This window comes from Noviherbaspirillum agri, assembly GCF_054780595.1.
In genome coordinates, this window is the sequence record NZ_BAAGWA010000014.1 from 37,854 (window position 1) to 59,457 (window position 21,604).

Sequence of the window (21,604 nt, forward strand, 5' to 3'; positions counted from 1 at the left end):
CGTCCAATTCGCGCTCAAACCACGTGCTGACCCAGCGATGGCCCTTTGACGACAGGCATGCGTGTAATTAAATGCATAAGTCACGCCAGTGCCAGATGCGCGACCTGCCGATGCAGGGATGGGGGGCAATGTCCGGCTGCGCAGGGTACGTTGATCCGAATGCGGATCGCGCATCCATCGTCAAACTTCATGGAGGCACGATTCACTTGCGGCGCGAGAACGAAGTGACGCGATTGGAAAAGCATTTTCTGCATCAGCTAAATATCAGCCGCTCCACCGCATTCGCCGTCGTCACGGCGGTGGAACAGTAACACCTTTCATTTGCTCCAGCGCGGCATGATTAGCTGATAAAAAGCATGCTGTGAAGGCAGAACAATTAATCTGCTTGAAGATGACGGAACCGACATGTAGAGGTCATGCTTGTGAAAGCCTCAGCCAGATAACATAACAAGGCCTTATAGCAATTCATAGGAGTGCAATATGCTTAAGAAAATCTTGTTCGCCGCTGCTTGCGGTATGGTATCGGTATCGGCATTCGCCGTGGATGCAAGTCAGGTACAGAAGTCCATCGAACTCAAGGATGGGTCGACGGTACATGTGTTTAAGGATGGCAAAATGGGCATGGAAGACAAGTACGGTCGGGCTGTCCGCATGAAGGAAGGGCAGATCATGGAAACCAAGGATGGTCAGAAGATCGCCATGGTCGGTGATGAAGTTGCCCGTCTCGATTTAATCTTGTATAGCGAGTACCGAGGGGGACGGTAACCAGCGACTGATATTCGCCATTGCCCAATCCCACTTTATGCGGGATTTTTTAGGCCACTCACCGAACCGCATTATTACATGCTGGCTTGCAATAGGCGGTTCAACGAGGAAGCCTGACTGAGTCAGCGACGCTCGCGTGCTGCCTTGTAGCTTGTCAATTTCGCAGCGGCGTCATTGCCATTCGATACGGCGATTTTCTGCACCAGCTGGTCGCAGGCTGCGCTTGCCTGCGAATCGTAGGATATTGCGTCCAGAGAACAGCCGGCTTCTTGGGCGATTTCACGATTCTCCATCAACTGCAGGCGGATTTCGACGTCTGTCTGCTGTGCTTGCCGTACTTGCGCACGCGTTAATCCTGTATCTGCATAAGCACCGGCAGCGGTGGCGAAAAACATCGCGGCGATCAGTCGTTGTTTGGTTTTCATGATATTTCCTTTGCTTTGAATGGTAAGCGCTTGTCGCAGGCTCTCTGCTTGTTTCATGCGTATGTCCGTACCTTATTCAAATTAGGGAAGAAGATAAATGTTCTAATCGGAAATAAACTATTTTCGAATGTGAAACAGTCGCAGTTGTGACTTGGCGGGAAAGCCTTGACTGGTGTAATCTTGTACGTCTTGTGGAATTGATTTATATCGTGCGACGTCTTCTTTGCATAATCCTGATGCTGCTGTTGCCCTTGCATAGCTTTGCGATGCAAGGCGGCTGGTATTTGGCCGCAAGTCCATTTGACATTGCGCACGAAATAGACCATTTGGCCGGCGCCGGCCACCACCATGATGATGATCACGGCTCGGTTCACTACGATAATTCCGGCGATTCCGCCAAACATTTCGCAGAACACGCGGCTGCTTATTCTTGCGTTACGCTGCCGTCGACGGAACTGCCGCAATTGACGATGACCGTGTCGAGTGCGGCCATTCCAGAGGCGCAACATTACCTGCCTGATCCATTCCCGGAGCGCCTGCAGCGCCCGCCATCTCTGCTTGGCTAACCCGCCGAGGACATCCCTGCATTTATTTCTGGTTTGACGAACGTTACGAGCGTTCGCGTGGCCATTGGTCGCGGAATGCAGCTGCCTTCGGCCAGTCTTTCTGATTGACGAATGGAGATTGCATGCGTATTTATTTTTTGTTTCACCATATTATTGTGGCGGCATTGGCACTGGCCTCGCCGATAGCGCTATCCCAGGCCTTATCGCCGGGCTTGAAGGCGGCGGTGGACGCGGCCTGGCAAAGGTTGCCGCAGGCGCGAACGCTAGAAGCACGGCGCGCCGAAGTGGCGGCCGCGCGTGATGCTGCGGCATCGTGGGTGGCCGGATCGCCGTCCGTCGGTCTGTCTCAGCGCAGCGACCGCTGGACTGACCGCAACGGCGTCCGCGAAACGGAGGTGTCGCTATCCGCCCCGGTCTGGCTGCCGGGCCAAATGTCCGCCCGCCAGACGCAGGCCCGGGCCGGCGCTGACGACCTGGAGGCGCAAATCGCCAGCACACGGCTTGCGCTGGCGGGCGAGGTGCGCGAGCGTTTATGGGCGGTCGCAGCGGCCCGGGAACTGCTCTCCGAGGCGAAGAACCGCCAGCAGTATCTTGATGGCACTGCCGACGAGGTGATGCGTCGCGTCAAGGCCGGCGACCTGGCGCGAACCGACGGGATGCTGGCCCAGCAGGAGGCGCTTGGAAGCAAAACGGCTGTGGCAGAAGCGCAAGCGAAGCTGCAGGAAGCCCTTGCCCGCTACACCACGCTCACCGGCCTGCCCGATATTCCGGCCGCAGAACCCGAGCCTCTTGCGCACACCATGCTCGAACCGCATCCGCGCCTGCTCGCGGCAAGAACGACGCTGGAGCAAGCGCAGGCCAACCTGAACGTCGTTACCAAAACACGCAAAGAACCACCCACCGTGGGCCTGACATTACAACGGGAAAGGGACGGTGGCGCGGACGAGCGTGCTTCCAGCGTCATCCTCGCAGTCAAGATACCGATTGGTACGGACGCGCGTAGCCGTCCGCTCGAAACTGCAGCGCAAACGCGGATCGCGACCGCTACCGCTGAAATCGCACAAACCGAGGCGACGCTTCGCGCCGACATCGAGCTGGCGCACCAGCAGCTGGCGTCGTCGCAACAGGCGCTGGAGGCGGCATTGGCGCGCGCGACACTGGCACGGGAGCATGCCCGGCTCATCGAAAAGGCGTTCCGGCTCGGCGAGCGGGGACTGGTTGACATGCTGCGTGCGCAAAGCGTATTGCACGAAGCCGAAGTCGCAGAACGCCAGCAGCGCGTGGCAGTAGGTCTCGCACACGCTCGCATCAACCAAGCATTGGGAGTAACACCATGAAACTACTGAACATCTTTTTGCTTTTCCTGGTGCTGACGCCTGCGGCGTTTGCTCACGGTGACGAAGACCATTCCAAGGATGGTGCGCCTGCCGCCCAGACGCAAAGCACCGGGCAACCGCGCCTGACAGCCTTCACGGAGTCCTTTGAACTTGTCGGCCAGCTTCAGGCCGGGGAACTGTCGATCTTCGTCGACCGGTACGATAGCAACGAGCCCGTCCTGAACGGCAAGCTCGAAGCCGAGCTGAACGGCTTAAAAACCGCGGCGAAGTTCCGTACCGAACCGGGTGACTATGTCATTAGCGACGCGGCATTTATTAATGCCCTTGCCAAACCCGGCAAGCACGCGCTCGTCTTTACCCTCGCGGCTGCCGACGAAAGCGACTTGTTGGAGGGGACGCTGGAAGTGCGGGCGAACACTGCGCCGGAGTCTCACAGCCACTTTCCGTGGGCGTGGGCAGGCGCGGCACTGGTTGCCGCAGTTGTAGTGACAGCGCTGGCGGTCAAGCTCCGCCGCTCCAAATCGCAGACGGGAAAATGAACATGGCAAACAAAACATCTTACTTAATCGCGGGCTTGATTTCTGCTGCGCTTTCCATGGCGGCTATTGCCAGTCCTGGCGCGCACGGCCCGAATGGGGAGCATCTGGATGCCCCCGCGACGGTGAATGCAACGGGGCTGGCGCGCCTGCCGGACGGCAGCGTGAATGTGCCCAAGCTGGCGCAGCGTCGAATGGCAATACGGACCGTCATGGCGCGTGCCGACGAGTATCCGCTGACGGTGGAGCTTAACGGCCGCGTCGGCATCGACCCGAATGCGGGAGGGCGGGTGCAAGCGCCGTTTGCCGGCCGTATCGAACCCACCCCCAAGGGCCTGCCCGTGGCGGGTCAGCGTGTCGAAAAAGGGCAGGTGCTGGTGCACGTCCGGCCGGTTGCCGGCGCCATCGAGCGCAGCAACCAGCAGGCACAGCTTATCGAAATACAGACAAATCGTCGTCTGGCGGAGCAACGGGTGAAGCGACTCGAGTCGCTGGAAGGCACCGTTCCACAAAAGGAAATCGAAGCAGCTAGGGCCGAACTGGCCAGCCTCGTCGGGCGCGAAAAAGCGGTCTCCGCCAGCGTCGGCGGCAATGAAGCAATCACGGCGCCGGCGTCGGGCATCATCGCCACGGCCAATGCGCTGAGCGGGCAGATCGTCGAGGCGCGTGACATCCTGTTCGAGATCATCGACCCTGAGCGAATGGTTGTCGAGGCGCTCACCACCGACCCAGCGCTCGCTGGCCGGATCGGCAGTGCCAACCTGGCAGACCTGCCGGGCGTCGAGCTCAGCCTGTTGGGCGGCGGCCGCAGCCTGCGCGACGGCGCTTTGCCCGTGAACTTCCGAGCGAGCGCCAGGAACGCGCCGCTTGCGGTCGGGCAGCCGGTGACGGTCGTGGCCAGGCTCACCGAGAAGGTCAAGGGCATCTCTTTGCCGGCCGCGGCGGTCGTGCGCAATCCATCGAATGAACCGATCGTCTGGATCAAGGCCGGGGCCGAGCGTTTCGTGGCCCAGCCGGTAGAACTGCGCCCCCTGGATGCGGAGACCGTAGTGGTGGTGAAGGGGCTGTCTTCCGACAACCGCGTGGTGGTTTCCGGCGCGGCACTCATCAACCAGATCAGGTAAGGGCGAACCGATGTTTAACTGGATAGTTCGTTTCAGCCTGAGCAACCGGCTCTTTGTCCTGGCGATGGCAGTGCTGTTGGTAGTGTACGGCACCCTGATGGCAACGCGCACCCCGGTCGACGTCTTCCCGGACCTGAACAAGCCCGTGGTCACCGTCATGACGGAGGCGGGCGGCATGGCGCCCGAGGAGGTCGAACAGCTGGTGTCGTTTCCGCTTGAGACCTCGTTGAACGGCATGCCCGGCGTGACTCGGGTACGCTCGGTGTCCGGCGTCGGCCTTTCGATCGTCTATGCCGAGTTCGACTGGGGCACGGACATCTATCGCAACCGCCAGCTGGTATCCGAGCGTCTCACTCTGGTCAAGGAACAGCTCCCGGACGGCATTACGCCCATCATGGGGCCGGTGTCGTCCATCATGGGCGAAATCATGCTGATTGCCTTGCCCATCGACGTCTCGAAGGCCAGCCCGATGCAGGCACGGGAATACGCCGACTTCGTTCTGCGGCCGCGTCTGCTGTCGATTCCGGGCGTATCCCAGGTCATCCCTATCGGCGGCGAAGTGCGACAGCTCCGGGTCGAGCCCGACACGGCGCGCATGGCTCAGTTCGGCGTGACCCTGGACCAGATAGAAACCTCGCTACAGGGCTTTGCGGCCAATACCAGCGGCGGCTTCATCGATCTGAATTCCCGCGAATACCTGATCCGCAACCTCGGCCGCACCAACCGGCTGGACGACATGAAGGGCTTGGCGGTCGCCTACCGCAATGGCGCACCCATCTTGCTGGAGCAGGTCGCGTCAGTCCGGTATGCCCCGGCATTCAAACGGGGCGATGGCGGCATGAACGGCAAGCCGGCGGTCATCGTGAGCGTTCAGAAACAACCTGCTGCTGACACGGTCAAACTCACGCGGGAGATCGAGAACGCACTGACGGAACTCAAGCAAGGGTTGCCGGCCGGGCTATCCACACCGGAAGTACTTTTCCGGCAGGCAGACTTCATTGAAGCGTCGATCGCGAACGTCGTGGAAGCGCTGCGAGACGGCGCCATCATGGTGGCCATCGTGCTGTTCGCCTTTCTGCTGAACTTACGCACAACCGCCATTTCGCTTATTGCCATCCCGTTGTCGCTGGCCGTCACCGCAGTTGTCTTTCATCTGCTCGGGCAGTCGATCAACGTCATGACGCTCGGCGGGCTGGCGATTGCCATTGGCGAACTGGTTGACGACGCCGTGGTAGATGTGGAGAACATCTTGCGGCGACTCAAGCAGCGCCGCAATGAGGAAAACGGCCCGTCGGTGTTGGAAATCATCTGGCGCGCCTCGGTCGAAGTCAGGTCGGGCATCGTCTATGCCACCGTGATCGTGGTGCTGGTGTTCGTGCCGCTGTTCGCGTTGCCGGGCATCGAGGGCCGGCTGTTTGCGCCGCTCGGCATCGCCTACATCGTCTCCATCCTGGCGTCGATGCTGGTATCGATGACCGTCACGCCCGTGCTGTCCTACTTCCTTCTGCCGAAGATGAAGCAGCTGTCGCATGGCGACAGCCCGCTTGTGCGCAAGCTGAAGGCGTGGGACACACGGGCTCTCGAGTGGTCTTTCCCGCGCGCCAAAGGCATTCTGGCCATCGCTGCCGTGGTCGTCGTGGCTGCCGCGGCGTCAGTGCCGTTCTTCCCGCGCGCGTTCCTGCCACCGTTCAACGAGGGCTCGCTCGTGATGGGCATGACGTTCACGCCGGGCACGTCGCTGGCGGAAGCCAACCGCATGGGAGCATTGGCGGAAACGCTAATTCAGGAAGTCCCGGAAGTGGCAAAGGTCGGCCGCCGCACCGGCCGGGCCGAACTGGATGAACATGCGGAAGGCGTCCACTCGTCGGAAATCGACGTGGACCTGAAGCGTTCCGAGCGCGACCGAGAGCAAGTGATGGCAGACTTGCGCTCGCGCCTGGCGGTTATCCCGGCATCCATTTCGATCGGCCAGCCCATCTCGCACCGGCTCGACCACCTGTTGTCCGGCGTGCGCGCGCAGATCGCATTGAAAATCTACGGTGATGACCTCGACACCTTGCGCGGCCTGGCCGAAGGACTGCGCGGCAAGCTGACAGGAGTACCGGGCTTGGTGGACTTGTCCGTCGAACGGCAAGTGCTTATCCCGCAAATCAAGGTGCGCGTCGATTATCGCAAGGCGGCGCAATATGGCTTGTCTCCGGGGCAGGTGCTGAAGGCGCTGGAAACCTTGTCGGAGGGCGACCGCGTGACGCAAGTCGTCGACGGCCCCCGCCGGTTCGACTTGATGGTGCGCTTGCCCGACCAAAGCCGCTCGCCCCAGGATTTGTCCCGCGTGATGCTCGACAGTCCTGCCGGCCAGGTGCCCCTGTCGGCCATTGCCGCAATCGAGGAAAGCGACGGACCGAATCAGATCGGTCGGGAAAACGGACGCCGCCGCATCGTCGTGTATGCCAACACCGACGGCTCGGACATGTCCCGCATCATCGCAGACATCCGCAAGGCAGTTGCGTCCATGTCGCTGCCGGGAAGCTATTTCGTCAGCATCGAAGGCCAGTTCCAGGCGCAGGAGCAGGCGACGCAACTGATCACGGGCTTGTCCCTGGTGTCGCTGGCGATGATCTTCCTGGTGCTGTATTCGCGGTACCGGTCTGCCGCGCTGGCGCTGGTTATCATGGGAAACATTCCATTCGCGCTGATCGGCAGCGTCATCGCCATGTGGATCGCGGGCGTGTCACTGTCGGTTGCTTCGATGGTCGGCTTCATCACCCTGGCCGGTATCGCGACGCGTAACGGCATCCTGAAGGTCAGCCACTACATCAACCTGTGCAAGTTCGAAGGTGAAACCTTCAGCACCAAGATGATCGTGCGCGGCTCGCTTGAACGCCTGACGCCCGTGCTGATGACGGCGCTCGTCGCTGCGTTTGCGCTGGTGCCCTTGCTGCTGGCGGCCGACGCACCGGGCAAGGAAATCCTGCACCCGGTCGCGGTCGTGATTTTCGGGGGGTTGGTCAGTTCGACGGTTCTCGACACGTTGCTGACCCCGCTGATTTTCTGGCTGGTCGGGCGCAAACCGCTGCAGATGCTGGTGGCAGGACAGACGCAAGAGGCATATTAAGGACGGGCTCATGCAGCGGCGCCCACGATAGAGCCGCTGCCTAGATGGATGGAGAAAGCAATGAAAAAATTCATGGCACTTGTGGCAATGACAGCGGCAATCGCGGCATCCGGCAATGCGTTGGCGCATGGCGAGGCACCGAAGCATGGCGGCATCGTTTCTACGACCAGCAACGACATCAGTTTCGAGCTCGTCGACAAGGATGGCAAAGCGACCATTTACGTGGAAGACCACGGCAAGCCGGTAGCAACTGCGGGTGCCTCAGGAAAACTGACGGTCTTGAACGGCACGGATAAGGTGGAACTGCCTCTCGAGCCGGCAGGCGAGAACAGCTTGGTAACTAAGGGCGGTGCGAACCTGGCCAAAGGCGCCAAGGCGATCGCTGCTGTTACATTTGCGGACAAGAAAGCCGTGAACGTGAGGTTTGCGATCAAGTAATACTGCGGGAGTAGCGAGCGGCGCATCGAGCTCTGCGCCAGCTCTTGCCACGCGCATGCAGCAAGCGATGGCGCTCGTGCTCCTGCCCGTCCCGCCCGCATTGGCTCATCGTCGTAATGGGTTCCGGTATGCCCGGGACTTCTACCGTCCTCATCGCACCCGATCTCGCAAGTCGCTCAGTGCTCCGTATGCTGGGCACACTGCTTGAAGCACTGCGTAGGACGGACCATCCGGTCATCCCCGGATTGGTGGTGCTCATGGCAATTCGGTCGGCTTCGACGATTGCCACAGCGAGGCGTGCTGATGGCAGCGCGCCATTTCCATGGAGCTTATCGAGCCGCTCTCGCGTCGCCAAAAGCGAAAATACGGGGATTAAATGTCCTCACGGTATCATTGCATAATGATACGGCCAGTGAGGCAGTCGAAAGGAGTCAGGGAGCATGTGTTTTTCGGCGACAGCAAGCTTTGTTGCAGGCATTTCATTAACTGCCGTCGGCGTCGCCACCTTGAGGCGCGCGGTGCCTATCACGGCGGTCCCGTTTGCGGCAATACCGCTGCTGTTCGGTATCCAGCAAATCATCGAAGGCATACTGTGGCTGTCACTTCGTTTCGATGTGGCGCTTCTGCGGACGACAACGACGTATGCATTTTCGGTATTCTCGCACACGCTATGGCCGATCTTCGTGCCGTTTTCGGTCGCTTTGCTCGAACCCGTGGCGTGGCGCCGGAATGTGATCTTCGCGTTCCAAGGCATCGGGATCGCCATCGGCCTTTACCTGCTGTACTTTATCGTGCGCTATCCGGTCACGGCGGTCGCAGACCAGCACATTGTGTACCTGTCGCCGCATTTTTATCAGGTGCCGGCGATGCTGCTTTATCTGGCAGCGACCTGTGTGGTGTCCGTCTTTTCCAGCCACAGCTTGGTTCGCGTGTTTGGTGCCTTGGCGCTGGTGCTGTTTTTCGTCGCATACTGGTTTTATACCGAAGCCTTGTTCTCGGTTTGGTGCTTTTTCTCCGCGGTGTTGAGTTTCATTATTTATCTCTACTTTCGATCCGACCGCCTGGAACATGCAGGAGCGCCCCAAGGAGCGTGAAGCCTACGCGCGTGTTTCGGTACAGCTGCCGTCGCCATGCCGCAAACGACGAGGAGCGGGTGTTTCCCGGCCCCTGCCCAATTCAGCATAGCGTGGCTGGTTCGGGGCCGACATCTTTCCTTACGCAGCTTCCTCGATTTCTATTGCTGCGCGAAAGGCCGGCAATCTTTGAGCGTTGACCTACGATGCTGCCTTGGCAATGGCAGTGCAACCAACAGCATTTTCATTAAGCGGCAAATACCGAGCTCACCGCATAAGGCTGACGTCATGCCAGCGGATGAAGCTCCTTCAATTTGGAAAGCATACGATCATAGCCGAGGAACTTTGCGAGCCAGAACACATCCTGACCGTCCGCATTGGTCCATGTCGGGTCCGCGCCGCCCAACAGCAGCAACGAGACGATCTCCCAGTTGTCCCGATACACGGCCCAGAATAACGGCCATTCACCGTCCGTATTACGGACGTTCGGATTCGCCCCACGGGAAATTAGGTAACGTACCGCCCGTTCATCCTGGTTGTATACAGCCCAGAATAACGGTGTCCATCCATGGGGATCCGTGCAGTTGGCACTAGCGCCGGCTTCAAGTAACTGATCGGCAAGGTCGAAGCGGCTGTGATAAATCGCGTAGAAGAACAGCGTAAGTCCTTTAGCGTCCACTGCCTCTGGATGCCAGCTCCACGCTTGGAGAACCTCGCGCAAGTCTTCGATCGATCCGGATCGAATCACTGCGAGAATTTGTTCCGGCACATGGCGTAATTTACTTTCATACATACATTGCAATCCCCCTTGTTAAAGTAATTAGCTACCGTGCCGGCACCATTATAAGTGAGCGTAAACGAGCAGTCCGTAATAGGCGTTCAGTGCCATGGCGTTCGCATGCACACGTTTTTCATGGCCGCCGTCACCGAACAACTAGCGCTCGGCATTGCGAATGAGTGCGCGGAAATGATCATCTACATGCCGTATATGGTGGCAAAGATTTTTTCACTGAGGCTGTCCCTGATTAACCGGTAACTGTCCAGCGATTTTGAGATTGCCGCACTCGCTTCCCTTTCCATCGCCGCAAACTGGTTGGCATCGTCGGCGGACATGCGTGTGCTTAAAATGAGTGGTGTGAGCATCTTTACCGACAGCATCCAAGGGTTGAGCTTTTCGGAAAACGCGATGTGGCCACTGCGCATCGGATGCAACCATTTCAGTAGTTCTGCACTTAGCGGGTTCGCGAATGCGGTGACCCAGGGGCTGAGCGTATTTTTATACAACAGCTCGTTCCATTCCGATACCGCTTGCACCTTTTTAAAGGATTGCTCCGGGTATGGATAGCGAATATGTTCGACCTGGCGTTCTTCGAAATGCACCGAATACTGCTGGTGGCCGACCGAATCGTCGGCAGGGCTGCTGATCTGCATCTCGTACAAGCCTGGCTTGAGCGCATCAAGCTTGCCTAGGCTTTGGAGAATCGCACGATGCTCACGCTTCGCCACGCTGGCTGACACGAAGATGCCCAAATGGCCGACATGCCTGTTAATGAGGTAGACGATGCGCTGGCCCGCCTTTTTCAGGTCGGCCGTGGTCGGGTAGATTGTCGGAATCCAGTTCAACGCCTGGTGCAGCGGGGTGATGTTGTCGCCGCCGGAGGCGAAGATCACAAGCGGGTTGCGGATACGCTTTAAGTCGACATAGCAGCATTCACAAATTTGCATCATCCCGCGTTCCAGCTTATTGCCGACGAACAGATTCTCGACGATCGACTGGATCTCTTCCCGGCTCAGGAAATAGTATCCGGTCCACCAACGTTCAAACTCGAGAAAGCGCTCGCGCTCGGTATCGATATGCGCAAAGGCATGGTAATTCTTGTCCCACAGCGTGTTGGCCGGGTTCAATTTTTCAAAGTTCTGCACCAGCCACGCGCCGTCAAACCGGCCGTTTCCCAAATCCGCCAGCCAGTGTGCAAGCCAGCTTCCCCCCATTAATCCGCCAGCAAGGCGCATCGGGTTCACGTCCGACTCACCAGCCCAATAGGACAGCGGCGAGCCGTTCAGCACAGTCGGCCCTGTCAAGCCTTCGCAGCCGGCGGCGAGCAGCGTCACGGCCCAGCCAGCTTGGCAGTTCCCATAGAGGACCGGCGCTTTGCCGTTGTGCCGCCGGTTGACCTCCTCGACGAAACGGCGCAGTACATGCAGCACGTCGGCCAGGGTCTGGTTGGGCTCCGGAATAGGGAAGAAAATGACGAAGTAAGTCGCATGGCCCTCATGCAGCGCCATGCCCACTTCGGAGTCGTGCTTGAAGCCGCCGATTCCCGGGCCATGGCCGGCACGCGGGTCGACGACGATGACGGGAGGTTTTTTGTTATCGACAAAGTCTTGCGCACGCTCGCCGTGGCAGCTCGTGATGTGCAGCAGCGCGTAGTTCGCAGGGCGTTCAAAACGGCGCGCATCGAGGATCAATTCATATTCGAAGTCGAGCAGTGGCGGCATGCCTGCTTCCGCATGCGCCAGCATGTTATTGGCGCTCTCGCGCAGCGTATCGAGGAACAATACGCTGCGTTGCCAGCGATCGATCTGATAGCGAAATGCCTGTTCAAAAAGCGGCAGCCGAGGTGCTTCTGTTTGCGCGGCCGGCGTGGCAATGGAGGCCCCATGTGGTTGTGCCGGTGGCGCTGGCGATCGGGGTGCCACGTGCTTGGTTGTCTTGACGTCATTCTTGCTTTTCCGGTTGGCGGATTTGTCACCGGTTGACTGGTTATCGGTACGCATAATCAACTCTCAAATGTTGAATCGGGAAACGCCTTGCCGAAAAGATCTCTGTCGGACTTGCCAATGTTGAGCGCGGCGGAAGGACCGGCTGTGCGAAAGCGGACATCGCGTCGTCGGTGCCGCTATCCACATGTTGATCAATCCGACTGTCTGGAGCGGCTGGCCGACGTTGACGACACGCGCGGAATAAAGGCGGGCACGTTGTTCATGTACTGCCGGTAGGCGTCACCGAACTGGTCGATGGCATCCTGTTCCTCGCGCCTGGCAAGCCGGGCGTAGACGATGGCCAGGATAGGGAACATGATCAAGGTCACCAGCGTTGGCCACTGCAGGAGAAAACCGAACATGATGACGGCAAAGGCGACGTACTGTGGATGCCGAATGCGTGCATAAGGCCCGCTTGTCGCAAGCTGACGGCTCCGCTGCGCTTGGTAAAGGACTTTCCAGGAGGCTGCCAGCAACAAGAACCCGGCCACGATCAGCACATTGCTCGCCATGTGGAACGGTCCGAAATGCGGGTCGACGTCCCAGCCGAGCATGGTCTCCAGCAAGTGCCCCGCATCGTGCGACAGGAAATCGATTTCGGGAAACGTCTTTGTCAGCCAGGGCCAGAGCAGGTAAATCGTGAGCGGGAAGCCATACATTTCTGTAAACAGCGCGACCACGAACGCCGAAAACGCGCCGAATGAGCGCCAGTCGCGCGGGCTTTGCGGCCTCGCAAAGCTGAACGCGAAAATGATGAAAACCAGCGAGTTCAGGACGACGAGCGTCCAGAGCCCATAAGCAGGTGCATTGTTCATGATCTTTCCTCTTCACCATGAAGTCTCTGCGGTGCGGCATTGTGTTCGGGATTGTGACGTGTCACGTCAACGCCGCGCGAGTGCCTGCCATGGCCTCCGTGACGATGAAACAGGTGTATTAAAGGGCAGGCAAGCAACAGCAGGAACGCAAAGGCATCATACAGATGGGCGCGGTACTGAGTCAGCAGAAAAAAACCGCCGATTGCGAGAAACACGATCAAGACCCATTTGCCACGGTTGATCCGGCGGTTTGACTCATGAATCTGTTGATAGTTATGTGCCATAGTGATCTCCTGTGTTAGTTGCTCTGCTGGTAATGCGTGAATCAAGCATGCTCGCTTCGCAGACGGTGACCACGCCATCCAATCCGCTCGAAAGGAGGCACCGGACGGCGCAGGAAATCCGGTTTGAAAATGTCGACATATGGGAGAGGCAGCCCGTACGCAGATGTGATCAGCAGCAAGCGATCGGTGTTTGGTGGCTCGAACAACTTTTCGCTGATTATTGAGGACGCCTGTGCCTCAAATGCGATCTCGCAGGGTTCATCGAGTTGGATGCAATTGCTCTCAGTTGCTGCGTATCCAATGGTTGCGATGCGTACATGAGTATGCTGATCAGGCGCCACGATGTTGGAGACGCAGCTATGCACGATACTCACAACCAACGCGAGAAGCCATCCCGCCAGCATGATGGCGGCAATGGCACAGTGATTGCGGTATCTTGGAATAAATGGCATGCGATCCCTATGCGGTAATCTAGCGTCTTCATCCTACAAGGGCTTGGGCAAAAACTTGTTTGACTTGCATCAAAATTATCCAAATGCGCGTGCCGACGGAGAAACGCGCCCCCACAGTCACAGCTACCCCTCGCGCAAGAAAGCGCATTTGAACGTCATTGCGACGTGCGGTTGTCCCGGCTTTCTCAAGAAACTACCGTATTTGAAGAGACATACGATTACCGGTGAAACAGCGTGTTGGGAGGAGGCAAGGGCTGCATTTCCATTGCGGCTCTGGACTATATACGGAGCCCCATCATCAGTTCCCTATCTTTGACCAGCGGCCTTAGCTCATAGCTGGCAATCCGGCGATACGTCCAGAAGATTCGGCACGCAGCTCGCTCCGCGACTCCTCTTTTGCCTTCAAAATCTCAAGGGCTTCTTCGCACTTGGCCATCGGGGTTACCATTTTTTGCAACAATCTTCTTCAAGCCTGCAATGGCCAGCACCTGTTCAGCCACGATCTTCTTCAGCCGGACATTCTCCGACTCCAGGTCCTTGAGGCTTTTTATTTAGTAGTTATACCGGCCACGCAGTTGACGTCGGCGGCCGCCATGCAATGATGGAATGCACGATGGCCAGGCCTAGACCGGTTGACGAAGCAGAATCGCTGCGCATGTGGTCGGCTCGATAGAAACGGTCGAACAGCCGGGGAATAGGTTCGGAAGTGATCGGCAGGCCCGGGTTGGTGACGGCGACAACAGTGGCCCCGGGCACCGGAGATGCCGTCAACTGGATTGTTCCCCCTTGGGCCGTATGGCGAATCGCATTGCTCACCAGGTTGCTGACCGCGCGGCGAAACAGCAGGGCCTCGGCATTGACCGTGCCGTGGGCCTGCACCGCGAGACGCACCGGCGCCTCTTCTGCGATGCCCTCAAAGTAGTCCACAATGCGCTGCAATTCGCTGCCGGAATCGATCGCTAGCCGGTCGAGCGCGACCTGCGCGTGATCAGCACGCGCGAGGAACAGCATGCTCTCAGCCATGCGCGCGAGCCGTTCTTATTCTTCGAGGTCCGATACCAGCAGCATATGGTAGTCCTCGGTGGAGCGCGGCTGCGACAGCACAACTTGCGTCTGCAACATCAGATTGTTGATCGGCGTACGCAGGTCATGGGCCAGATCCGTGGAGAATTGCGATAGCCGCTGAAAACTCTCCTGCAGTTGATCGAGCAAGGCGTTGAAAGCGTTCACCAGTGCCTGCAACTCCGTCGGCGCTGTGTGCGCGTCCGGACGTTGGCCGAGGCGCTGGGCCGTGATGGAATGCGCCTGCAAGGCAATCGTGCGTACCGACCACAGGCCATGGCTGGTCCACCGGTAGCCTAGCAGGGCGGCCAGCAGTGCAGCAAGCAAATCAATCATGCTGTATGCCGCCAGCAGCACCATCCTGGCCGATGCAGTACCTGTGACAACGATCAGCACCTGCTCGCGCGAGTCGCGGAGCGTCCCCCGGGCGGTTGCAGTCCGCGTGAGAAGCTCGTGCGTCGGGCTACATGCGCGCAATAATATGCGATCGAGAGCTTTCTTTGCAGGCGAGACCGGAATTGCAGACCATGCATCTTCTCTCGGCCACTGTGCAGTAGTGTCCTGCCGTCGGGCGCCTTAATGATGAGGAGCAGCCCCGGATGCCCGGTAATCGCATCGATAGATCGGTGCGGGTCATCGTGAATCGACTCCGTGGGATGGCGCACAACGTAACAGGGTACGGATGCGGGTGACAAGTTTGGCGAAGGCGAATGGTTTGGCCAAGTAATCGTCCGCATCCAGCTCAAGACCTTTGATGAGGTCTGCCAGATCGTTGCGCGCGGTGAGAAACAACACAAGGGTTTCCTGGGTCTTGCGTACCTATTGCACTATCTGCCAACCGTCCATGCCAGGCAACATTACATTCAGCACAATAAAGTCATACGCCTGCGTCGCCGCCGCGTTTAGTCCATCAGGGCCGTTTCTTGCCCAGTTAACGACATAGCCGGATTCGCTTAAGCTTTTGCGAAGATATTCGCCCGCTTTGGGCTCGTCTTCTTGGCTTTCGTGGATCCGAGCGTATGCGGCGCGCTTGTCCGACGTGGGCCGGAAAAGGGGGCTGTTCTGGGGCTCACATGGTATTATTGCGCGCTTCGCGCCGCATGCAATATTGTCCTTATTCGCGCGCCACTACAAACACAACAGACCGTCCCGTGTCATTGTCTTGCCCATCGTCTGTAGCATGAGACGGTTACAAGATAAGTGGCAATCATTTTTCCAATCTCCTATGGCAAGTCGTGAAGAGATGCGCATGATTCGCGATGCTCGTGCAGGGCAGGCGCCAGCGCAATTAGCCCTCGGCAAACGCTATCTGTACGGTGAGGGAACCTTTGCAAGGAATCTGGCGACTGCCCTGTATTGGCTCGATCGAGCGGCGCAACAGGACACGAAAGAGGCATGGGTATTAATCGGCACGCATATTCCGCTGGAGGTAGCATTGCGCGCAGTAGGTCCCATGCAATTGTTGCGCTGGTATGAACAGGCATTTGACGACGGCGTTATGCAGGCGGGCGTGGTGTTTGCCCGTCTGGTGCTGCAACACGGCGATGGCAACGTGGATGACAGGATACGGCGCAAAGGCCGACACGCCTTGGAGCAGGCCGCTTCAGCGAATATACCAGAGGCACAATGGTGGTTGGCACAGCAAATCGAAGCAGAGGGGATGGCAGTTTCCCATGGCTCGTCGGGCATACATAAAGATCAGCTTTCCGCGCCACAAGTTACTTCGTCGTTGCAGTTCGACTGGCTGACGCGTGCCGCAGAAAATGGTATCGGACAAGCGCAACGCTCCCTTGCCGATCATGCATGGGCTGCTAGTGATTTTACAACTTTCTTGCGCTGGTCTCTTGAGAAAGCCAGGAATATTATTTCCTTGCGGTCTAACCACGGAGCAAAAAAAGACCCATTGTCGCAGGACGATGCGGTACTGTTAACGCGCTGTGCGCAGGCGCTATTTGCTCATGGTGTGTATGACCCAGCTGAAGTAGAGCGATTCTGGATACATGCGGCGGAATCCGGTGATGCAAATGCCCAACTGTTGTTGGGATTATGGTTCGCAAAGATGGACACGAATGGTGACGGAGTTACCGATACTCGAAGTCGAGCCAATTATAAACAGGCGATACACTGGCTTACAGCAGCCGCAGAGCAGGGGAAGGGCGAGGCTTGGTACGTGCTCGCGATGATTCACGAAGGAATGGGGCCAATCCACCATGCCTTGCCCGATTCGCAGCAGTGCCTTGAAAAGGCCGCTGAAGCGGGCCATGTTGCGGCGCAACGGGAGCTTGGGAAGAAGGTGTGGCTTGCACGGCTGGATGATCCGTCGAATGACATTCGAGCCGTATACTGGCTGCAGAAAGCAGCCGCGCAGGGAGATTCCTATGCAAATTTTATGCTGGGAAAAATTACGAGCCCTCCTGCGCCAGCACCTTGGGCGCAAGAGGCGTTAAGCCGATTGGGCGGCGAAGTCGATCCACTGCTGCGATCAAGAATCGAGCTGGCAGCGCTGTTCGGCTTGACGCGCCCAGAAGCGCTTTTGGTGAATATGCATGATGTCGACCGCCGGCATTGCCTGCTAGTTGATATTCATGCTCAGCACAGCCGCAGTAAACGGCGCTTGATCTTGATTCGCACCAGCGAACAACGTCAACTACTTAGTCGCATCGTCCAACTCTTTAAGAATGTGGAATGTGGCCCGAAGGGCCCGGAAGGTAATTATCAAAAGCGTCTGTATCGGCTGAATGCGGCCTTGGGGGCGAGTAACGCGAAGGAACAGATTGACCAGGGTGTTAAATGAGGGTGAAACGGTACTTTGGCATATCAGGGATGTAGCAATACTAGAAAAGGATTTGTAGTGGCCCAGATAAACCGCTCAATTCCTACAGACAGAATCCCGATGAGAAATTGTTGCAGGAACGCGAGAAGTGAAAGACATCCACTGCAGAATTCGTTAAGGAAGTGATACTTACACACGGTTGATGCTATAGGAGGACCCCTTGCTCAGCGCTATATTCCCGTTGCTGAGTGCTAAACGATAAAGGGCCGCATCCTCTGATGCGGCCCTTTATCCAACTCCAGACGTTTTCAATCCGTAACAGACTCAGCGAAGGTATAGATCTGAAATACTCATCAATACCGTCGTGGATCTAAACAGACTGATCTCTGTCAAAGCTTAAAACCTGTGTTGCACACCCACGTTGAATGCCTTGGTGGTCGTGCCGCCTTCGGACGCGTTTCCGACGGTGTATGCCGCCGCGTTATCATTGCTGATACGTGCGATGGAGGTGTAGACATTGGTGCGCTTGGACAGGTTGTGCACATAGCCCAGAGCGATCTGGTTCGCATCGTTGTCAGCTGCGCTGCGATCGTTCTTGCGAATGTACGAAACCATTACGCTACCCGCGCCGACCGGAGCAGATGCGCCAATCAGCCAATCACGAGCGTCCAATGCTGCGTCATCCTTTTCGGATTCAAACGCAGCGTGGATTTTTGCAACACCAAAATCATAGGTGCCACCGACCAACGTCAGTTTCGTCTTGTTGGTGTCGACCGTGTTGTTCGAATTGTTGTGTGCCAGCGTGACGGCGATCGGGCCGTTTGCGTAATTCAAGCCGAGACCCAGGGTACGGCCAGCGGTAGTGTTGCCCGGTTGCTCACCCACACCGTACATCACGTCAGCCGTAAAACCGCTCATGTTGGGGGTGGAGTACTGAATCGAGTTGTCAATGCGCACAACCGTACCCATCAGGTTGTACGATGCACCAGCCAAGCCGGTACCAAACGGATCAACGGTATCCAGCGAGATGAAGAAGGGCGCATACTGGCGACCAAAGCTTACGGCGCCGAAGGACTTGCTAGACAGGCCAACCCACGCCTGACGACCAAACAATTGGCGGTCTTGGCCGATCGTACCTTGGTCAACATTGAATCCGTTTTCCAACTGGAAGTTTGCAGACAAGCCGCCACCAAGGTCTTCGCTGCCCTTGAAGCCCAAACGGGAGCCATTCCTGATACCGCTGGTCAATTTGGTCGTATCGGGACCATCGCCGAACTCTCGGACGAAACCGGCGTCAACGATACCGTAGATGGATACATTGGTTTGTGCAGATGCGACACCCGCAAAGGCACCAAGAACTGCCAGTGCAAGAAGCGATTTGTTCATGAATAATCCCCAAAGGTTTATCTAGCTGTTGTTGTCCTATTTTTGGCAAGGCCACTAGTGGTAACGTCCCTGCCAAATCTACCTCCCAGAAAATTTTCTAAAAAGCAGACTTACATTTCATCAAATATCTAATGAGGCGACAAAGAGAATTTGCAATGCAGCTAATTATTCGTTGTGAATGCACAACACAAGGAGCGCTCTTGCCTATAGGAAGGTAGTGTGTAATAACTACCCAGACAGAACCATCTTAGTATTGCATAAGAGAAATTGCTTTGGGCTATTTAGCCGAAGAGCGCAGTTTCTATGTAAAATTCCCCGATATCTCGACTCCCCAAGTATCGAGTTTGCCCGCATTCGAAAGATTGACGGGCTTTTTTATTAGCAAATCCCATAATTGGGATTCCCATGGACTGAACCGAATTTAGCGCGTTAGACGTAAAACGCTGTATTGCTAATTAACTGTGTTAGATACAGTTGCCGGATTGGCACATCTCCATCGGCCTGCCTTAGAAACCAATGAAACACTGTCGGTAAATCGTTTCGTTACGTTCGACCTCCCTTTCAAAAACAAACTTCATTTGTTAACGACCTGCACTTCTACTGAAAACACTTCGGCAAACCGTCACTTTCTTACAACAGTTTTTACATCATTATTTCTTTATTTTTAGCATTATTGTTTTATCTCAAGTTAAGGAAACGGGTTGTAAAAAAAGCGATTAATATGAGCCTGTCTGTCATAAGCAGACAGGTCTCCAAAATTTTCACTCAGGATTAATAAATGAAAAAATCACTCCTAGCGCTTGCCGTATTGGGCTCCTTCGCCGGTGTCGCCGCTGCCCAAACGAGCGTTTCAATTTACGGTGTTGTTGATGCCGGCGTTCGTTATGAAAAAGGCATCGTTGCAGATGACGCTACATGGAAGCTCCAAAGCGGCCAGCAATCGAGCAGCCGTGTCGGTTTTAAGGGTACTGAAGACCTCGGTGGCGGGTTGTCGGCCAGTTTCACGTTGGAAAATGGCTTTAATGTTGACGATGGTACTTTTTCAACAACAAATACCCTGTTCAACCGTCAAGCTTGGGTTGGACTGAACGGTGGCTTTGGCTCCGTAAAACTGGGTCGCCAACAGACTCCGTTGTACAACGCCCTCTTGGCGGTTGATCCCTTCAGCATCAACCTTGCCGGTAATGCACAACGTATTTTCGGTTATGGCTTATACGCTGCGGATCCTTTGAGCCGTACTGATAACACCGTCAACTATACGACGCCGAGCCTCAGTGGTTTTACTGGTCAAGTAGCATACACCTTCGGCGAGCAACCAGGTGACAGCTCTACTCGTCGCAATACAGCGTTGGGTCTGTCCTATGTCAATGGTCCGATCAACGTACAGTTTGCCTTCCACAAGGCAAATGACGCTGCTCTGACGGGAGCTCCTGCCGCTACTTTTGGCGCTGCAGCTGATTTGCGCACTGCGTTTATTGGTGCAACATTTGATTTCGGTGTAGCAAAGGCGCATGCCGCATTTGCCGAAAGCAAGGCAGAGGCTGCTGCCGAGCTGGACAATCGTAATTACATGATCGGCGTATCCGCCCCGGTCGGCGCCGGCACCGTAATGGCTTCGTATAATCGCAACGATGTTCGTGACATCGATGATGGCGTTACCAACCAGTATGCAGTCGGTTACAGCCATCCGCTGTCCAAGCGTACGAACCTGTACACGTCGTTTGGTTATACCAAGAACGATGACAATGTTCGTTTGAATGCTTTTGCCAATGGCGAGAGCAGCCGTCTGTTCAACGTCGGCGTTCGTCACACGTTCTAAAACATGTAGGACCTAAACTTTAGGTATTACAAATATGGAAATGAAAAAGGCACCCATGGGGTGCCTTTTTCATTAGAACTCATTTCATAAATGCCGTTCTGCGCGAATTTCAGGCAATGCGGAGTCTGAAATGGCGAGCCGGCAATTTCTTACGGATGAACAATGGGCGGTGCTGCTGACTTCCAATTCAGGTTGTTCTGCCTGCCATGTCTGTCGTGCCAGCGCTACGTCCGGGCGCGTTTGCTCGGATGCATGGAGTGACTTTTTTTGAGGCTGATGCCCAGCCGTGCCAGCGTTTTCCATAGGGTAGAGATACCGACCCGCATGCCATGCTCAGCTTCAAGCCAGTTGCAGAGCTGCTTGAGGGTAAGGTCGTTGACGGCATCAACTTTGTCGATCAGCGCTTGTTCGAGTCCGACCAGTTTGAGCGGCACGTGGCTGCACTGCACACCTGGCGTATCTTCGCCCAGGCGCCGCCGCCGGGAACGGGCGCGGGCCACGTAGGACTTGCTCACGCCAAAGCGTGCAGCGACTTCTCGAATACTGCCCTCGGCACGCAGTACGCGGTCGCGTAAATCTTGCCCGTAGGCTTGACCAAGATGCCATGTCATAACAGCCTCCGCTTAACCGTGCGTGCCCGTCTGACATCTTGATCCTTCCCTCAGTTCAGCTCCTTTAATGGGGCAAGTCAACCCGAAAATGCTCTAGCGTGCAGTCGGAAGTTGCGGAAGTATCTACGAAACCGGGAGTGATTCAGTATGAATCACCGCCAGTTTTGTAGACACCTCCACCCTCATGCTGGACTATCCCCGCTCAAGCTCAGCAACCCATCGGCTTTCAGCTCCTTGGCGAAAGCCGACGATGCTACGTT

21 protein-coding genes and 1 pseudogene are annotated in these 21,604 nt (G+C 56.7%); 11 read left to right on the plus strand and 11 right to left on the minus strand.

Going from position 1 to position 21,604, the window contains the following annotated elements; all coding sequences use genetic code 11:
- Nucleotides 1–71 precede the first annotated feature (71 nt).
- Nucleotides 72–311 carry a hypothetical protein gene (locus ACYVIA_RS18570; protein WP_460843453.1) on the plus strand — a complete coding sequence of 80 codons (240 nt, stop codon included), beginning with the start codon at nucleotides 72–74 and terminating at the stop codon, nucleotides 309–311.
- Between the two features lie 169 nt (nucleotides 312–480).
- Nucleotides 481–765: a periplasmic Cu(I)/Cu(II)-binding protein CopK gene (gene copK, locus ACYVIA_RS18575; protein ID WP_460843454.1), complete on the plus strand. Its 285-nt coding sequence runs from the start codon at nucleotides 481–483 to the stop codon at nucleotides 763–765.
- Between the two features lie 122 nt (nucleotides 766–887).
- Here the strand turns inward: copK and ACYVIA_RS18580 are convergent, their stop codons facing one another.
- Nucleotides 888–1,247, minus strand: a complete 360-nt coding sequence (locus ACYVIA_RS18580; RefSeq protein ID WP_460843456.1) for a hypothetical protein — start codon at nucleotides 1,245–1,247, stop codon at nucleotides 888–890.
- Nucleotides 1,248–1,426: 179 nt separating this feature from the next.
- Here ACYVIA_RS18580 and ACYVIA_RS18585 point away from each other — a divergent pair, with 179 nt between their 5' ends.
- The 7 genes from ACYVIA_RS18585 (at nucleotide 1,427) to ACYVIA_RS18615 (ending at nucleotide 9,400) form a co-directional block, all read left to right on the plus strand.
- Entirely contained in the window at nucleotides 1,427–1,756 is a 330-nt protein-coding gene (locus ACYVIA_RS18585; protein WP_460843457.1) for a hypothetical protein, read from the plus strand.
- A gap of 122 nt (nucleotides 1,757–1,878) precedes the next feature.
- Nucleotides 1,879–3,093: a TolC family protein gene (locus tag ACYVIA_RS18590; RefSeq protein WP_460843459.1), complete on the plus strand. Its 1,215-nt coding sequence runs from the start codon at nucleotides 1,879–1,881 to the stop codon at nucleotides 3,091–3,093.
- Nucleotides 3,090–3,632, plus strand: coding sequence for a hypothetical protein (locus tag ACYVIA_RS18595; protein ID WP_460843461.1), 543 nt, complete (start codon nucleotides 3,090–3,092; stop codon nucleotides 3,630–3,632). The genes ACYVIA_RS18590 and ACYVIA_RS18595 overlap by 4 nt, the downstream gene beginning before the upstream one ends.
- Before the next feature lie 2 nt (nucleotides 3,633–3,634).
- On the plus strand, nucleotides 3,635–4,753 hold the full coding sequence (locus tag ACYVIA_RS18600) for an efflux RND transporter periplasmic adaptor subunit (protein ID WP_460843463.1): 1,119 nt from the start codon (nucleotides 3,635–3,637) through the stop codon (nucleotides 4,751–4,753).
- Nucleotides 4,754–4,763: 10 nt separating this feature from the next.
- A complete protein-coding gene (locus ACYVIA_RS18605; protein ID WP_460843466.1) occupies nucleotides 4,764–7,868 on the plus strand; it encodes an efflux RND transporter permease subunit in 3,105 nt (1,034 codons plus the stop codon).
- 60 nt (nucleotides 7,869–7,928) lie between these two features.
- A complete protein-coding gene (locus ACYVIA_RS18610) occupies nucleotides 7,929–8,306 on the plus strand; it encodes a hypothetical protein (RefSeq protein WP_460843468.1) in 378 nt (125 codons plus the stop codon).
- Between the two features lie 440 nt (nucleotides 8,307–8,746).
- Complete coding sequence (locus ACYVIA_RS18615) at nucleotides 8,747–9,400, plus strand: DUF6629 family protein (RefSeq protein WP_460843469.1); 654 nt, start codon at nucleotides 8,747–8,749, stop codon at nucleotides 9,398–9,400.
- Between the two features lie 265 nt (nucleotides 9,401–9,665).
- On the opposite strand, the gene ACYVIA_RS18620 is transcribed toward ACYVIA_RS18615, so the two are convergent.
- The 8 genes and pseudogenes from ACYVIA_RS18620 to ACYVIA_RS18655 all read right to left on the minus strand — a co-directional run.
- Complete coding sequence (locus ACYVIA_RS18620; RefSeq protein ID WP_460843471.1) at nucleotides 9,666–10,172, minus strand: ankyrin repeat domain-containing protein; 507 nt, start codon at nucleotides 10,170–10,172, stop codon at nucleotides 9,666–9,668.
- 182 nt (nucleotides 10,173–10,354) lie between these two features.
- Nucleotides 10,355–12,031: a DUF3141 domain-containing protein gene (locus ACYVIA_RS18625; protein WP_460843569.1), complete on the minus strand. Its 1,677-nt coding sequence runs from the start codon at nucleotides 12,029–12,031 to the stop codon at nucleotides 10,355–10,357.
- Nucleotides 12,032–12,294: 263 nt separating this feature from the next.
- Nucleotides 12,295–12,957, minus strand: a complete 663-nt coding sequence (locus ACYVIA_RS18630; RefSeq protein ID WP_460843473.1) for a methyltransferase family protein — start codon at nucleotides 12,955–12,957, stop codon at nucleotides 12,295–12,297.
- Entirely contained in the window at nucleotides 12,954–13,241 is a 288-nt protein-coding gene (locus ACYVIA_RS18635; protein WP_460843475.1) for a DUF2933 domain-containing protein, read from the minus strand. Before ACYVIA_RS18635 ends, ACYVIA_RS18630 begins: the two co-directional genes overlap by 4 nt.
- A 41-nt stretch (nucleotides 13,242–13,282) precedes the next feature.
- Entirely contained in the window at nucleotides 13,283–13,693 is a 411-nt protein-coding gene (locus ACYVIA_RS18640; RefSeq protein ID WP_460843476.1) for a hypothetical protein, read from the minus strand.
- 558 nt (nucleotides 13,694–14,251) lie between these two features.
- Nucleotides 14,252–14,716, minus strand: a complete 465-nt coding sequence (locus ACYVIA_RS18645; RefSeq protein ID WP_460843478.1) for an ATP-binding protein — start codon at nucleotides 14,714–14,716, stop codon at nucleotides 14,252–14,254.
- Nucleotides 14,717–14,731: 15 nt separating this feature from the next.
- Nucleotides 14,732–15,151 carry a HAMP domain-containing protein gene (locus tag ACYVIA_RS18650; protein ID WP_460843480.1) on the minus strand — a complete coding sequence of 140 codons (420 nt, stop codon included), beginning with the start codon at nucleotides 15,149–15,151 and terminating at the stop codon, nucleotides 14,732–14,734.
- A 261-nt stretch (nucleotides 15,152–15,412) separates the two neighbouring features.
- Nucleotides 15,413–15,766, minus strand: a pseudogene (locus tag ACYVIA_RS18655) (response regulator); the annotation flags it as partial.
- Nucleotides 15,767–15,935: 169 nt separating this feature from the next.
- Between ACYVIA_RS18655 and ACYVIA_RS18660 the strand changes: the two are divergent.
- A complete protein-coding gene (locus ACYVIA_RS18660) occupies nucleotides 15,936–17,549 on the plus strand; it encodes a tetratricopeptide repeat protein (protein WP_460843482.1) in 1,614 nt (537 codons plus the stop codon).
- 375 nt (nucleotides 17,550–17,924) lie between these two features.
- Here the strand turns inward: ACYVIA_RS18660 and ACYVIA_RS18665 are convergent, their stop codons facing one another.
- On the minus strand, nucleotides 17,925–18,914 hold the full coding sequence (locus tag ACYVIA_RS18665) for a porin (protein WP_460843485.1): 990 nt from the start codon (nucleotides 18,912–18,914) through the stop codon (nucleotides 17,925–17,927).
- 778 nt (nucleotides 18,915–19,692) lie between these two features.
- Between ACYVIA_RS18665 and ACYVIA_RS18670 the strand changes: the two genes are divergently transcribed.
- On the plus strand, nucleotides 19,693–20,733 hold the full coding sequence (locus ACYVIA_RS18670) for a porin (protein WP_460843487.1): 1,041 nt from the start codon (nucleotides 19,693–19,695) through the stop codon (nucleotides 20,731–20,733).
- Between the two features lie 224 nt (nucleotides 20,734–20,957).
- On the opposite strand, the gene ACYVIA_RS18675 is transcribed toward ACYVIA_RS18670, so the two are convergent.
- The gene (locus ACYVIA_RS18675) at nucleotides 20,958–21,344 is read right to left on the minus strand and encodes a helix-turn-helix domain-containing protein (protein WP_460843489.1); all 387 of its coding nucleotides are present in this window, start codon (nucleotides 21,342–21,344) and stop codon (nucleotides 20,958–20,960) included.
- Nucleotides 21,345–21,604 lie beyond the last annotated feature (260 nt).